Source organism: Dorea ammoniilytica (assembly GCF_025567415.1).
Classification (GTDB): domain Bacteria; phylum Bacillota; class Clostridia; order Lachnospirales; family Lachnospiraceae; genus Claveliimonas; species Claveliimonas ammoniilytica.
The window spans coordinates 297,904-313,417 of sequence record NZ_JAOQJV010000001.1 but is presented as its reverse complement, the minus strand read 5'-3'; the positions used below and the strand labels follow the sequence as shown (position 1 = coordinate 313,417).

Genomic DNA, 15,514 nt, shown 5'->3' with positions numbered 1-15,514 from the left:
AAATGTCTCGCCAGGAGTCATGATAATCATTCTATTTATCTCTTACTCTTCATCGCGATCATATCACCAAAGATTGGTGTCGGCATTCCGAATCCGCCGGATACATCCATGATCTGTCCTGTCGTATATGCCGCATCATCGCTTGCGAAATATGCAACTGCTCCCGCGATTTCTTCAGGCGTTGCCATTCTCTTGATCGGAATGTGTTTCAAGAAAAATTCCTGGAATTCCGGTGTCAGATTGTTTGATACAGCTTCTGTTGCTGTCATTCCCGGTAATACGGCGTTACAACGGATGTTATCTCTTGCGCACTGCGTTGCAATAAGTTTGGTCAAATAATTGATTGCTGCCTTACTGGTTCCGTATGCAATCTGGGAAATATCCGGACGCAGACCTCCAATGGAAGAAATGTTGATAATACTTCCACCGCCATTTGCTGCCATGTGTGGAATTGCAGCCTGGCTGGTCATAAATACACTGGCAAGATTAATATCAACAGTACGGATATACTCGTCATATTCTGTATTTTTGATATCCAGATCTTTCTGTGGATTAGATGTTCCGAAATTATTTACCAGAATATCAATTCTTCCTTCATTCTTGAATACTTCTTCTACCATAGAAGTATAAGTTTCCTTTTCAGTTGCATCGTTATATACGGTTTTTACGTTGCATCCTTCATCATTCAGTTCTTTTGCACGATTCTCTGCGCGCTCCATATTTCTGGCGGCCATATATACAATTGCTCCTTCTCGGGCAAGACGCTGTGTGCAGGCAAGTCCGATTCCTCTTGTAGATGCAGTTACAATTGCTACTTTTCCATCTAATCTCATAATCCCATGCTCCTTTCCATATAATCAGTCTTTATGAAATATTTGTTTGTTATTTTATCACATTTCAACAAGCAAACATGGACATAAGCTGAATTTTTTCTATCATTTTCTTATTATTCTAATTTTTCGCAAAGTATTACACGACTTTTCTCACAAAAAAGAGCTCCGTACACAAGTACAAAGCTCTTTCTAATCGCATTATTCAAAATGAATACATTCAAACTTCTCTTATTCTGATGGAATGATTGTTTCCACCAGACGGTTAAAATTCTCATCCGCTGATGCATTGCTAGACGCCATATTCAGGCTATTCCAGTTAATCGTGACTGTTGTCTCTGTACCATATGATGGCGCTGCTGCATATTTATCATAGATATTTAAAAATGCATCTGCCACCTCGGCAGTACTGTAATAAGTACCTGCATCCAGTTCACTTGCCGCATTTACAATACTTGTGTTCGGTGTCGCGGTAAGATCAAATTGATACTCTGTAAGCGATACCTGCCGCATCGCACCTAATGTGTACTGACAATTCTTATATATTGCTTTTATAGCATTAATAAACCTCGTATTCTGATCATCTGTCAGATCATCCAGCCGAAAACTGTTAAACGATTCCTCATACCAGGCAGCAGCTTCTTCTGCACTCTCACCTGTATGCATACAGTAGCGCTCAGTATCTCCCTTAAAATATGCATCCAGGTATGCCTGCATAAAATCACGGAAATCAAACACGGTACCGACTGCCTCATAAGGAGCCATATACCCCTGAAGTGCATCCTGCAACAATGCCGTGATATCCTTTTTCGATACTTTATAGCTGTCTCCGGACTTCTTTACAGTAATGGTTCTGCTCTTTTTCTGCTGTTTTGTGGCATTACTTAAAAGCTTCGTATCCTCTTCCAGAAGATTTTTCACCTCTGTTGTAAAATCTGTGCCTGATATATTCTTTACATATCCGGCATCCGTTTCTTTGGTCGTAGCTGCAATATCAATCGGTTCATAAGTTACACGAATGATATAGGTATCATTAGACTCCTTGTCTGCTTTGTTAAGTTCAAACTGTACCTGATTCAGTGCTTCCTTAAGAAATGCTTCATAGGATTCCTTTAATTCATCTGGAAAATCAATCACAAAATCATTGGATGATTTGGCATCCGCAATTCCCGTTTCTAAAACACTCTGCAGTTCGCCCTCATTTTCCTTGGCACGAGTAATCAAACGGCCAAGATAATCATCTGCCGACTCTTTCTTTTCACAACCGCTACATAACATCATCAGGCCAAGCAGCAGGCACAATGCACACAACATTCTCCTCTTTTTCATTCGTTTGCCCTCTTATTCTTTCTTACTTAATAATCAGATCACTCCAGCTTTCTACCGCATTGGCATCCTGTTCTACCATCTGCACAACCTCTTCACTGTCTACCTGAGCAATCTCTAAATGAAAATAATCCATCAGCACAAATACCAGAAACAATACACATCCGATCAAAAGGCGTGTCTGCAATCCGGATGATTGTTCCTCTGATTCATATAAATCCCCATATATATTTCGAAATCTCGGATGTACCGCAGGCGGCATATGGGAATCTCCATACATTTCTCTGGCTGAACGCAATAATTCTCTTCTTCTTTTTTCTGATTCATTCACAGACTGAACCTCTCCATTATCGTTCTTATATCAGTCTATGAAATTCATCTGCTATATATCCCTGATTTTATCTGTCGGCAAGCTCACCCACAATATCATCCCAGGTAAGTCCCTTTTCTACCATCAATACCATAGCATGATAAAGAAAATCAGCCATTTCGTATTTTACCTCTTCCGGATTTGGATTCTTTGCTGCAATAATGATCTCTGCGGCTTCCTCTCCAACCTTCTTAAGAATCTTATCAATTCCTTTATCAAACAGGTAATTTGTATATGAGCCTTCTTTTGGATTTGCTTTACGATCCTCGATTACCGCATACACAGATTCAAATACCTGAAGCGGATTCTTCTCATCATAATCTGTTCCAACAAGCGGTTGATAGAAACAGGTCTTATTTCCTGTATGGCAGGCTGCTCCGATCTGTTCTACTTTGGCAAGCAAAGTATCCTTGTCACAGTCAATGGTCAGTGACTTCACATACTGGAAATGTCCGCTGGTTTCACCTTTCACCCACTGGCACTTGCGGCTTCTGCTGTAATAGGTCATCCGTCCAGTCTTGATCGTATTATAGAATGCCTCTTCGTTCATATATGCAACCATCAGAACTTCCTGTGTCTTATAATCCTGTACGACAACCGGAATCAGTCCATTTTCATTCAGCTTAAATTCTGAGAATTCCATGATGCTCTCAAATGAAGTCATCTTAATCTCTTCGTCTTCACAACGTTTCTTAAATTCACTGAATTTCATATCTGTCTGGCTTACATAGCGCCCTGACAGTCCTTTTACTCCCGGACACTTTAATATATTGATAAGTTCCGGTTCTTCCATAGAATCGGTCACGATCACACACGGAATATCGGTAATATTCATCACTGAATCCAGATCCAGTCGGTGCATAAATACAATCTCACTGCAGTTTTCATTAATCACATGCTGCTGTTTGAAGAGTGAATCAAAATCATTTAATGATACTGCGATCTTCTCTTTGCCAAAGCGAAGTGCTGCCGCTTCCATCATTTCAATACTGTCCTTTTTGGAAAAGTTCAGCATGGCGCGTTTTGCTCCTGCATAAAGAATCTTCTTTACATCTTCCTGACGCTTGATATTCCCTCCCGCAACCATTGGAATCCGGATCACACGGTTAATCTTGCGCATCAGGTTGATAGCTTCTTCGTGGTCTTCATCTGACTCGGACAGGTCAAATACCAACAGTTCATCTGCACCATTTTCACTGTAGTAACGCGCCAGTGAGACTACATCTTTACTGATCACCGTCCGGTCATCATACCAGCGCACTGCCTTTCCCGAATCGATAAATATACATGGTATTACTCTTTTATAACTCATATCTGCTCCCCTTATAATTTGCCTTTTGTTGTCCACGCCTCTTTGATACGAGGCTCCATTCCGGTCGCCATATCGAGCGCCTTTCCGAAGCTCTTAAACAAAGCTTCCGCCATATGGTGGTTATTGCCTGCATCCAGAATCTTCAGATGCAGATTCATCATTGCGCCGTAAGATACCGCATAGAAAAATTCACGGATCATCTCTGTATCCATCGTTCCAAGTCTTTCGCAGGTAAACTCTGCCTGATAATTCAGATATGGTCTGCCAGAGAGATCAATGGCACACATGGCAAGCGTCTCATCCATCGGAAGCAGAAAACTTCCATATCGCTTAATGCCAGCCTTATCTCCCAATGCCTCACGGATTGCACCACCTAATACAATTCCTACATCCTCTATGGTATGATGACAGTCCACATCCAGATCTCCACTCACATGAAGCTCCAGATCAAACAGTCCATGTCTTGCGAATCCATCCAACATATGATCAAAAAATCCTATGCCGGTATGTATATCATTCTTTCCCTGTCCATCCAGATTCAGTGACAGGGTAATATCTGTCTCCTTTGTCTTGCGGGTGCAAGAAGCAGTTCTACTCATAGACAGACCTCCTTATCTGATTTAATTATATTGCTATCTGTTTTCTTCAAATCTGACTTTAATTGAATTCGCATGCGCGGTCAGATGTTCTGCTTCCGCAAATGCTTCAATATCCTTGTGTACACGTTCCAGTGCTTCTCTGGAATAGCCGATAATGCTGGACTTTTTAATAAAATCATCCACCGACAGCGGTGAGAAGAATTTCGCTGTTCCATTGGTCGGAAGAACATGGTTCGGTCCCGCATAATAATCGCCCAATGGCTCACTTGCATACTCACCGATAAAAATAGCTCCTGCATTACGGATACGAGTCATGGTGTCATACGGATTCTTTGTCATAATCTCAAGATGTTCCGACGCAATTTCATTTGCTGTATCGATCACTTCATCCATCGTATCTGCGATCAGAATATAACCATAATTATCTAAAGATTTCTGAATAATATCTGCTCTGGACAGTTCCTTTAAGAAGCCATCGATCTGATCAGATACTTCTCTTGCGAGCTTTTCACTGGTCGTAACCAGAATCGCTGAGGCCATCTCATCATGTTCCGCCTGAGACAACAGATCTGCCGCCACATATCGTGGATTAGCAGTCTCATCCGCTACTACCATAATCTCACTTGGTCCGGCAATGGCATCAATGCTTACATGTCCGTACACCGCTTTCTTCGCCAATGCCACATAGATATTACCAGGTCCTACAATCTTGTCTACCTTGGGAATACTTTCTGTTCCGTATGCCAGTGCTCCGATTGCCTGTGCTCCACCTACTTTATAAATAGCTGTTGCACCTGCTTCACAGGCTGCCACCAGAGTGTTAGCATTGACACGCCCATCCGCTCCCGGAGGTGTAACCATAATGATTTCATCCACTCCGGCCACACGTGCAGGAACAATATTCATCAATACAGAGGATGGATAAGCTGCTTTTCCGCCCGGTACATAGACACCTACCCGCTGAAGCGCAGTTACCTTCTGTCCAAGGATTGTTCCGTCAGGCTTACTGTCAAACCAGCTGAACTGACGTTGTTTCTCATGATAAGACTTAATGCTCTCTAATGATCCGCGGATCACACGCAGTAATTCCTCGCCAACTTCTTCATAAGCCGCCTGAATCTCTTCCATTGTTACACGTACATTAGAAGCGTCAATATGGGCATGGTCAAATTGCTCTGTATATGCAAATAATGCTTTATCTTTTTCAATCTTAACATTGTTTAGAATCTCTGCCACCGCCTGCTCATACTGCCCATAGCTGGATGGACTGCGCTGTAGCAGATCTTCGAGAAGATTCTTTTTTGTGCTGGAATCCAAATGCTGTATTCTCATCCTGATCAATCCTTTCTGTCTGTATCTCTATTTATCATTCAATATTTATATCACAGTTCTCAGTCTCTGGATCAGATCCTTGATCCGTTCACTTTCCATTCTCATACTCACCGGATTCACAATCATGCGTGCCGACAGCGGACATACCTCTTCCAGTACAGTCAGACCATTCTCGCGCAGTGTGGATCCTGTCTCTACTATATCACAGATTACCTCTGAAAGTCCCACAATCGGAGCAAGTTCGATAGAACCATTTAACTTGATGATCTCTACTGTCTGATGCTTGACATTGTAAAAATAATCTTTTGCAATATTTGGATATTTGGTTGCAACGCGGATCAGTTCATGATGTTTCAGCAGATCTTCCGCTTCTTTCGGTCCGCAGATACACATGCGACATTTACCATAACCAAGATCCAGCACTTCGTGCACCTTTCTTCCCTCTTCCAGAATGGTATCTCTTCCTACGATACCGATATCAGCCGCACCGTATTCCACATAAGTCGGTACATCCGGACCCTTGGACAAGAAAAAGCGAAGCTTCAGTTCCTCATTTACAAATATCAGTTTTCTGGACTTTTTGTCCTTCATTTCTTCACAGGTAATTCCTATTTTTTCAAATAATTCCAGCGTCTGGCTGGCAAGACGCCCCTTTCCCAGGGCAAATGTAAGATATCTCATAGCAGGCTCCTATCTTAAAATTTCTAAACTAATTATCTGAATGGATCATTTTCTTCTCACCGGTTACCAGATTGATCATAATAATCTGATTATCGCTCTGAATATAGAGCATATTGCCGGCATAGTTTTCTTTACCGTAGCTGATATAATCCTCCAGCGTCTTACCCGGAGCACGTTTCACCAGTTCTGTATTTTTGCATTTTTCACGAAATTCTTTTGCCAGGCTGATTGCCTCTTTCTGACGTCCGTCATCATAAAGGATCAGTGTGTTCTTACGAGTATAGGAAATACGGATATGCTGTCTGGTCAATGCATTCATCAGTTGGTCAATTATGATCGCAAATCCAATAGATGGTGATTTTTTACCAAATTTCTCCAACAGATGGTCATAACGACCACCCTTTACAATAGCATCGCCTGTTCCAAAGGTATATCCTCTGAAAATAATTCCTGTATAGTATCCATATAACCCCGTCATACTCAGATCAAAGTTAATGTATTTTTCTACGCCATAGATCTTCAGCACTTCATAGATCCGCTTCAGTCTGCGAACTGCCATGATGGCTTTGGAGTTTGGTGCAATATTTTCTGCCTGATCCAGCACCTCTTCTCCACCGTAGAGATCTTCCAGTGCTACTAATGCCTCTCTGGAGCTACGACGCACTTCGATACTGTCCAGATATTCTTCCACACCCGGAAAATTACGATTACCGATCAGTTCACGTACTCTTGCTTCTGATTCTTCTCCCAGTCCTGCATCTTCAATCAGGCTCTGGAAATAGTCAACATTACCCACACTGATCTGGAATTCACGCAGACCGATTGTCGTAAGACAATCCACTACCAGTGCCAGCATCTCAGCGTCCGCCTCAATAGACTCTACACCGATCAATTCCGCACCCATCTGTGTATTCTCACGAAGACGGCCCTGATAACTCTGCGGATAATTCACAAAAGTATTACCGGTATAGCAAAGCCGGATCGGCATATCATTATCCGGGAACAGCGTAGCCGCTGCCCTTGCAATGGATGGTGTAATATCCGGTCGAAGAACCAGAGTATTTCCTTCTTTATCAAAAAATTTATATAATTCTTTGGATGGAATGGTTCCGATTTCTTTGCGGAACACTTCAAAGAACTCAAACGTAGGAGTCTGGATGTCGTGATATCCGTACATTTGCAGAACTTTATGCAGACGGCTCTCCAGTGAGAGTTTCTTGCCGCATTCGATATTGTATATGTCCCGGACACCTTCCGGAGTATGCTGTAATTTCTTCATATTGATCTCCTTACACTTTAGCTTGCTAATACGTTAAAATCTTTTTTTGAATTATACGAATTTTTTCCGAACCTGTCAAGACCTCTCATCCCGGAGTTCCAGATCCAGATTAATCATATCCAGATATGGCACAAAACAGCCTGAACGGATATCAAAGAAAAATCGTGGATCAAGTTCTTCAAGACGAATGCTCTTGCGTCCGCCGGTCATTGCACGGTTCCAGAACTTCGCCACCTCTTCAAAACGCATATAATACATTTCATTTCTTGCAGTATAATAGATTAACAGGAAAGAAATCCCCTGCTGTTTCTCCAGATTTTCCATAAATATGATCTGATGCTCATGTATGTTCTGCAATGGAAATGTATCTGCATTGCACTCTTTTGCATCAAAGCAGACTGGAATTCCCTGTACGGCACCGATGTAATCCACCGTACTGCGCTGTTCGAAATACGCCAATGTAATCTGACGATGTTCCTTGTCCATGCGCACCGGCGTGATCGGTGTGGGAATCTTCTGGATCAATGCCAGCTCCTGTTCCAAATATCTCTCATTTGTCCGGTTAACCATATCTTCCAGTGTGGAGCCTCTGAGCCCCCTAGTATGCCATGTTCCCATTATTTATATAATCCTTATCTGTCATTTTATCTGATACAGTCTTTTGCAATTTTCTGGAATAATATCGGTTCTTCTGCAATAAAAGCTCTGCCTGAGACTTCTTTTAATGCCCCATCAAGCTCTGGAAATTCCAGACGATATGCATGTAGCAGCTGTGATTTTAATCCATATTTTTCACGAAACCGGTCATTTAATGACCGATCTCCATATTTATAATCACCGATAAGTGGATGTCCTGCCGATGCAAGATGCGCACGGATCTGATGGGTCTTACCCGTGATGAGGTGTACCTCCAGAAGCGTATACTTTCCATTAGATTCCAGTGGTCGATACTCTGTTTCGATTGGCTGTGCATCCGTTTCAGACTCTTGTATTACCGTAACCCGGTTCGTCCGGTGATCTTTCTTCAGATAGCCGTTCAGATGGATCTGCTTGTCTACCTTTCCTTTTACCAGACAATGGTAATACTTGCGGAATGTCCGGTCGTGAAAGCCCAGGCTTAACTCCTGCAGACCTGCAAGACTCTTACCCGCTGCAATAAGTCCGGATGTATTCCGGTCCAACCGGTTACAGATTCCAGGATGAAACGTATGAAGATCTGTTTCAGTAACCTGTCCGCTTCGCAGCAGATATTCCGTAATATAATCCACTACCGATACATCGGATGGATTCGCTTTCTGTGACAACATACCTGCAGGCTTATTTAACAGCAAAACGTCCGCATCCTCATAGATCACTTCCGGCATATGTCCCGGAAGTCTCTTCCGTACAGTATGTTTCTGCTCGATAAACTTCTCAATTGTATCTTCCGCAAGAAATAATTTCACCGAATCCCCTGCCTGCAGCTTTTCCTTTCCGGCAGCTTTCTTACCATTCAAAACGATATTCTTTTTCCTTAACATTTTATAGATAAAGCTTGTCGGAGCCTGATTCAGATATTTGGCAAGATACTTGTCCAGTCGCTGATTCGCTTCATTTTTCGATATGATTAATTCTCTCATTCGTCACCTGTCATGATTCTGATATTTTAAAATTGTGTCAAAAGCAGTGTTTTCATTACATGGATACATTCAGTATCTTGCGGCGGATACGTCTCTCCAACTGCTGATCTGCAGACTGGCTGATCTCCATCATGCTGTTCAGGCCTTCTACCCTGGAAAGAAAGGGCACATACTCAGCAAATACTTTTACTGTGGATGGTTCCAGACCTGTATTTTTCAGGATCTGTTTGATATACGCCGCAGCCATCTCAGGATCTGTCTTTGGATTTGGCGCATAACCAAATACCTTGTGATTGGAGATTGCCACTGCACTGACCGGCATGATATGCTCTCCATCTGTAATCACCATATCATACGCTCTGGTAAGCAGTGCTCCTTTCTCATCTATCTCACGCTGTACTTTTCCCTCAATGCTTCTATAAGGAAACATCGCGATAAACTCCACCAGCACACGCGCTGCCGGAAGACAGCCTACGATTGCAACTACCGTAAATATATTCAGTCTTGTTTTTGTAATTACATATCCAATGATCAGGATCAACGCAACCACGGCAAATTCCGCCAGTGCCTGCAATCCTAATCTTTTTTTCTTTTCAGACAGATATCCTGCTTTTCCTTTTGTTACTTTCTTCATATTCCCCTGTCACTCCCTGATTGATTCTGTTATTTGCTATGTTATTTCTTTTTGCGTTTATGCACATTACGAATATGCTTTTTCTTCCGTGTGTTATCACGCGCATTCTTTCCTGACTTGCCCTTCTCTGACCAACCGCTGGATTTCCCCTTTTCCGGACGGATCAGACAGCGTTTGTCATATCCTACCAGATCCATGCGTCCGGTCTTTTTTAGTGCTTCCATGACCAGATCATAATTCTTCGGGTCACGATACTGGATCAGCGCTCGCTGCATTGCCTTTTCATGAGGATTCTTCGGCACATATACCGGCTGCATGTTCCGCGGATCCACGCCTGTGTAATACATACAGGTAGAAAGAGTGGACGGTGTCGGATAAAAATCCTGTACCTGCTCCGGCATATAGCCAAAGTCCCGCAGATGCTCTGCCAGATTTACTGCTTCTTTTAATGTAGAACCTGGATGCGATGACATCAGATACGGTACCAGATACTGATCTTTGCGGAGCTTTTTATTCATCTGATTGTATTTCTCCACAAACTTCTGATACACGCTGTATTCCGGTTTTCCCATTTTCTGCAATACCGGATCAGACACATGCTCCGGTGCTACCTTTAACTGTCCGCTGACATGATATTCACATAGCTCTCTTAAAAATGTATCATCCGGATCTGCCAGCACATAATCGAATCGGATTCCTGATCGGATAAATACTTTCTTCACTCCGTCAATTTTTCTAAGTTCACGTAATAGTTTTATGTAATCTCTGTGGTCTGCGCGGAGATTTTTACATGGTTTCGGAAAGAGACACTGCTTATTCGGACACACACCCTTTGTCAACTGCTTCTGACAGGATGGTGCACGGAAATTAGCAGTCGGTCCTCCGACATCATGGATATATCCTTTAAACTCCTTATCCTGCGTCATCATCTTCGCTTCTTCGACCAGTGATTCGTGGCTTCTGGTCTGAATAATCCGTCCCTGATGGAACGTCAATGCACAGAAACTACAGCCGCCAAAGCAGCCACGGTTGCTGATCAGGCTGAACTTTACTTCCTGAATCGCAGGAACTCCACCCGCTGCATCATAAGACGGATGCCATGTCCGCATATATGGATAGCTGTAGACCTGATCCATTTCCTCCATAGTTAACGGCTTGGACGGCGGATTCTGCACTACGTACAGGTGATCGTTATATGGTTCTACCAGACGTTTTCCAGAAAACGGATCTGTATTGCAATACTGTGTATAAAAGCTTCTGGCATATTCCAACTTATCTGTCTTCAGATCTTCATAAGACGGAAGCCTGATATAATCATAGACACTGTCCAAATCCTTCACTTTACACACGGTGCCATCAATATAGGTGATATCTTTTACATCCAATCCTGCATCCAGAGCTTCTGCGATTGCAATGATCGACCGTTCTCCCATCCCATACGAAATGATATCCGCACCGGAATCCAGCAATATGGAGCGTTTTAATTTGTTGGACCAGTAATCATAGTGTGCCATTCTCCGGAGACTTGCTTCGATTCCGCCCAGGATGATCGGCGTATGCTTGTATGTCTGACGAATCAGATTGCCGTAGACTACAGCCGCATAATCCGGTCTGTGACCGGCCACGCCACCTGGCGTATATGCATCCGTTCTTCTCCGCTTCTTGGATACAGAGTAATGATTTACCATAGAATCCATATTGCCGGCAGAAACTAAAAAACCAAGTCTCGGCTCTCCAAGGATCGTCACACTGTTCTTATCCTTCCAGTCCGGCTGCGCGATAATGCCAACCTTATAGCCATAGGATTCCAGTATACGGGTGATGATCGCAGGTCCAAAAGATGGATGATCAACATAAGCATCACCAGACACATAGACAAAATCCAATTGTGTCCAGCCACGTTTTTCCATATCTTCTTTACAAATCGGTAAAAATCCCTGTCCCATAACTACTCTGCACTCCCAAGTTCCATGTAACTATCAATATAATAATCGGCCATTTCTTTTTTCTTATCTTCCTGATCACGGGAATATTGATCATAAACTGCACAGGTGCGCATGCCTGCGTTCTTCCCTGCAAGAATTCCGTTCGGCACATCCTCAAACACCAGGCATCTTGACGGATCCACACCCAGATCCTCTGCCACCAGCAGGTAGATGTCCGGCGATGGTTTTCCTGTCTCCACTTCACAGGATGTATGTACGGAATCAAAATACTGCTCAATATCCAACGCCTGAAGCGTTGCATCTACAAGCTCTCTTCCATTGCTTGTACCGATTCCAAGCTTGACGTTCCGTTCTTTCAGCAAGGTGATAAATTCTCTCACGCCTTCTTTCAACGGCACTTCAGTTGTGTATTTTTCATATGCCATCCTGGTCCATTCTTGCTGCAGTTCTTCCAGTGTAAATGGTATCTCCGGAAATGCGTCCAGATAAAGCTTTGCAACTTCTGTAAAACTCTTGCCTTCCATCTGCTCATAGAAGTCGTCCGGCTCTGTCAGACCGTATCTCTCATAAAATTCTTCATCTACTGCAGCCCATACCCACATGGAATCAATCAGTGTTCCATCCATATCAAACAGCACGGCATCTGTATTTTTCATAATCTCTTCGTATTTATTCATAAATTCTCCAGTTCTTCTGTTGTAAGCTCCCGATATTCACCAGGCTTTAATGTCTCATCCAACACAAGGCTTCCCATAGACTCCCGTTTCAGATAGGTTACTTCCATGCCAACTGCCTGAAACATACGTTTCACCTGATGAAATTTGCCTTCCTGGATCGTCAGTCGAATCTCCGAATCATCACCGGCCTGTACAATTACAAGCTTTGCTGGTCTTGTCCATTCCTCTGCATCGTCAGTGCCAATATTCAGTCCTTTTGCGAACTGACTGACCGTATCCTCTGTAACCCATCCATGCACTTTTGCATAGTAGACCTTGTCTACATGCTTCTTCGGTGCCAAAAGCTGGTGTGCCAGAGCACCATCATTGGTAATCAGAAGCAGCCCTTCTGTATCTTTGTCCAGTCTCCCTACCGGGAACAGGTCTTTCCGCTTCCGGCTCTCGATCAGATCAATGACCGTCTTATCACGCTTATCTTCTGTTGCGGACACAACTCCTGCAGGCTTATGGAGCATATAGTATTCAAAGGCTGCATAGCCTATCATCTGTCCGTTTACCTGCACTTTGTCATTCTGTTCATCAATCTTTAACTCCGGTCTGGCAGCAGTCTCCTGATTGACCTGCACCTGCCCTTTCCGGATCATTTGCTTTACCGCAGAACGGGTACCGATCCCCATGTCTGCCAGATATTTATCCAGTCTTATCATCGGATTCCATCCTTATCTTACTTATCTCTCTGTCAGGACTGCCATCTCCAGCCCGGCAGATATTTATTCTTAAGCGTCCCGGATGCAAGCTTGCCCCAACCTAACGGATAACCGTCCACGCAGAACAGATGCCATCCCTTTTTCTTCATTCCGGTCACATCTTCCACATCCAGTGTCTCGCCCTTCAGGTAACGCACCACACGGTCATCATCCACCGGAAGCGAAATGCAGTCTCCATACGCATCCATATTCAGACACATTGCCAGTGCCTGGCTCGGCTCAAAGCGGTTTTTCTTAAGTTCACCCATAAGAAGCCCGGTACGTAAGAAACGGATCCCTGCCATATCCGGCAGATTCTCCGGCATATAGTACACGCGCTCGCCATGAAATTCTAACTGTTCCCGCTTAAAATCAATGCCTGCTTTTTCCCAGTCCACCTGTGCCAGAAATGCTTCCAACTCTTCGGCTAGTTTCTTCGGTCGTTTCTTACTGCCGCCAGACATCATCTCATGTTCCCCGTTCTTTCTCAGCAGCGCAATATAATGACCTTCGCCCTTCATCTTATGTGGAAAGATACGGACTGTCTTCTTAAGATCCGGAATATCCTTCTTCCAGAGTCCTGGCATTCCCGCACAGAATCCCTCATATGGGCGAATCCCTTCGATTGTAAACTCCGGATACTGTTCTAACAGGTAACCGATCGTTCCTTCATTCTCCAATCCATCAAAGGTACAGGTGGAATAAAGCAACATTCCGCCAGGTCGTAACATCTCAGCAGCCTGCGTAATAATACTGCGCTGTAATTTGCTGAAAAACTCCGGTCCGTGTTCTTCCCAGGCTTTGACCATCTTTTTATCTTTTCGGAACATACCCTCACCGGAGCATGGTGCATCGATCAGGATCTTATCAAAATATCCTCTGAAATACTCTACAAGTTTGCCTGGTTCTTCACTGAGTACCAGTACATTGCCAATCCCAAACATTTCTATATTTTTTAATAGTCCCTTTGCTCTGGAACTGCTGATATCATTGGCCACCAGTACTCCCTGTCCCTGAAGCTTTGCTCCAAGTTCCGTCGCTTTACCTCCCGGTGCTGCACATACATCCAATACGCGGTCACCCGGTTCGACCGGCAGGCGGTTCGCCGGAGTCATAGCACTTGGCTCCTGCAGATAATATAATCCCGCTGCATAATATGGATGCTTTGCCGGCGAGATCTGTGCTCCATCGTAATAAAATCCATTCTCAATCCATGGTATCGGACGGATTTCAAATGGACAGATCCGGACAAAGTCCTCCACTGATATCTTCTTCGTATTCACACGCAGCCCATAATAGCGGGGTGCTTCATAACAATCTACATATTCCTGGTATTCATCTCCCAGGATATCTTGCATTTTTCTTTCAAACTTTTCCGGTAAATACATCGTTTCCTCCATTCAGATGCCGGTGAAATACATGATACGGCATCCTTTGTATATACCGTCATATTATACTCTATATGTAGTAATATTTCAACGTTTTGTCTTCCAGCGCACGTAGAAGGTAATAGGGATTCACGCTGATCTCTTTCCCATTTTCAAAGGCATAAATCCCAAGATGCAGATGTACCGGAAACTGTCCCGTAGTTCCTTCTTCTCCATAACCGGAATCACCCATAAATCCAAGCATTTCTCCTGCCTGTACCTGATCACCCTCTTTAATCTCCGCATAGGATTCCAGATGCGCATAATAATAGTAGACACCGGAAGGCGATGTGATCCCGATCCGGTATCCGCCCTTCTCCAGCCATCCAAGGTTCGTGATCATACCATCCGAGATACTGATCACCGGATAGAGTCCCCGCTCATTCTTATCTGCCATAATGTCCGTGCCTTCATGCCTGCTCTTACCCTTATATTCTCTGTTGGCCATCCAGGAATCAACGTATGATACGGTCAGCGTCTGATCGGCCACAGACTCCGGTATCGGAAAATAAACACTGTCGCGTTCTACTTTTTCCAAAAAAGAAAGACAGGAATCTGACCATTCATCCCTGTCCTCTTTCATCCCCGGAGAACAGAATTCACGCCGATACTCTGCGTCTTCTATTCCCAGATTTTCTCTTGTATTGATCTTACTTTTTTCATACAGAGCATGCGCCCCGTTCGTACAGACAAATGCCAGGATCAACAGAATCCTGAACATCTTCAAGTTCCTTTT

Annotated in this window: 16 protein-coding genes; all 16 read right to left on the bottom strand. The window is 43.6% G+C overall.

Features of this window, described 5'->3' with window-relative positions:
* Window positions 1-35: 35 nt before the first annotated feature.
* Window positions 36-833, bottom strand: a complete 798-nt coding sequence (gene hdhA / locus OCV65_RS01510; RefSeq protein WP_262580685.1) for a 7alpha-hydroxysteroid dehydrogenase — start codon at window positions 831-833, stop codon at window positions 36-38.
* Window positions 834-1,061: 228 nt separating this feature from the next.
* Complete coding sequence (locus OCV65_RS01505) at window positions 1,062-2,159, bottom strand: hypothetical protein (protein ID WP_118383674.1); 1,098 nt, start codon at window positions 2,157-2,159, stop codon at window positions 1,062-1,064.
* A 22-nt stretch (window positions 2,160-2,181) separates the two neighbouring features.
* A complete protein-coding gene (locus OCV65_RS01500) occupies window positions 2,182-2,487 on the bottom strand; it encodes a hypothetical protein (RefSeq protein ID WP_118383675.1) in 306 nt (101 codons plus the stop codon).
* A gap of 67 nt (window positions 2,488-2,554) precedes the next feature.
* The gene (gene hisIE / locus OCV65_RS01495; RefSeq protein ID WP_118383676.1) at window positions 2,555-3,838 is read right to left on the bottom strand and encodes a bifunctional phosphoribosyl-AMP cyclohydrolase/phosphoribosyl-ATP diphosphatase HisIE; all 1,284 of its coding nucleotides are present in this window, start codon (window positions 3,836-3,838) and stop codon (window positions 2,555-2,557) included.
* Between the two features lie 11 nt (window positions 3,839-3,849).
* On the bottom strand, window positions 3,850-4,437 hold the full coding sequence (gene hisB / locus OCV65_RS01490; protein ID WP_262580684.1) for an imidazoleglycerol-phosphate dehydratase HisB: 588 nt from the start codon (window positions 4,435-4,437) through the stop codon (window positions 3,850-3,852).
* A gap of 33 nt (window positions 4,438-4,470) precedes the next feature.
* Entirely contained in the window at window positions 4,471-5,769 is a 1,299-nt protein-coding gene (hisD, locus tag OCV65_RS01485; protein WP_118383678.1) for a histidinol dehydrogenase, read from the bottom strand.
* 45 nt (window positions 5,770-5,814) lie between these two features.
* Window positions 5,815-6,450, bottom strand: coding sequence for an ATP phosphoribosyltransferase (hisG, locus tag OCV65_RS01480; RefSeq protein WP_118383679.1), 636 nt, complete (start codon window positions 6,448-6,450; stop codon window positions 5,815-5,817).
* Window positions 6,451-6,478: 28 nt separating this feature from the next.
* Window positions 6,479-7,729 (bottom strand): ATP phosphoribosyltransferase regulatory subunit, encoded by a 1,251-nt coding sequence (gene hisZ / locus OCV65_RS01475; RefSeq protein WP_118383680.1) that lies wholly within the window; start codon window positions 7,727-7,729, stop codon window positions 6,479-6,481.
* 75 nt (window positions 7,730-7,804) lie between these two features.
* Window positions 7,805-8,347, bottom strand: coding sequence for a Holliday junction resolvase RecU (locus OCV65_RS01470; protein WP_118383681.1), 543 nt, complete (start codon window positions 8,345-8,347; stop codon window positions 7,805-7,807).
* Window positions 8,348-8,373: 26 nt separating this feature from the next.
* The gene (locus tag OCV65_RS01465) at window positions 8,374-9,348 is read right to left on the bottom strand and encodes an RluA family pseudouridine synthase (protein WP_118383682.1); all 975 of its coding nucleotides are present in this window, start codon (window positions 9,346-9,348) and stop codon (window positions 8,374-8,376) included.
* 55 nt (window positions 9,349-9,403) lie between these two features.
* A complete protein-coding gene (locus OCV65_RS01460; protein ID WP_262580682.1) occupies window positions 9,404-9,982 on the bottom strand; it encodes a PLP-dependent aminotransferase family protein in 579 nt (192 codons plus the stop codon).
* 41 nt (window positions 9,983-10,023) lie between these two features.
* Window positions 10,024-11,928: a YgiQ family radical SAM protein gene (locus tag OCV65_RS01455; protein ID WP_262580681.1), complete on the bottom strand. Its 1,905-nt coding sequence runs from the start codon at window positions 11,926-11,928 to the stop codon at window positions 10,024-10,026.
* 2 nt (window positions 11,929-11,930) lie between these two features.
* Window positions 11,931-12,605 carry an HAD family hydrolase gene (locus OCV65_RS01450; RefSeq protein ID WP_262580680.1) on the bottom strand — a complete coding sequence of 225 codons (675 nt, stop codon included), beginning with the start codon at window positions 12,603-12,605 and terminating at the stop codon, window positions 11,931-11,933.
* On the bottom strand, window positions 12,602-13,312 hold the full coding sequence (locus tag OCV65_RS01445; protein ID WP_262580679.1) for a pseudouridine synthase: 711 nt from the start codon (window positions 13,310-13,312) through the stop codon (window positions 12,602-12,604). Before OCV65_RS01445 ends, OCV65_RS01450 begins: the two co-directional genes overlap by 4 nt.
* A 32-nt stretch (window positions 13,313-13,344) precedes the next feature.
* Window positions 13,345-14,739, bottom strand: a complete 1,395-nt coding sequence (locus tag OCV65_RS01440) for an RsmF rRNA methyltransferase first C-terminal domain-containing protein (RefSeq protein WP_262580678.1) — start codon at window positions 14,737-14,739, stop codon at window positions 13,345-13,347.
* A 70-nt stretch (window positions 14,740-14,809) separates the two neighbouring features.
* Window positions 14,810-15,499 (bottom strand): M23 family metallopeptidase, encoded by a 690-nt coding sequence (locus tag OCV65_RS01435; RefSeq protein ID WP_118383687.1) that lies wholly within the window; start codon window positions 15,497-15,499, stop codon window positions 14,810-14,812.
* Between the last annotated feature and the right edge of the window lie 15 nt (window positions 15,500-15,514).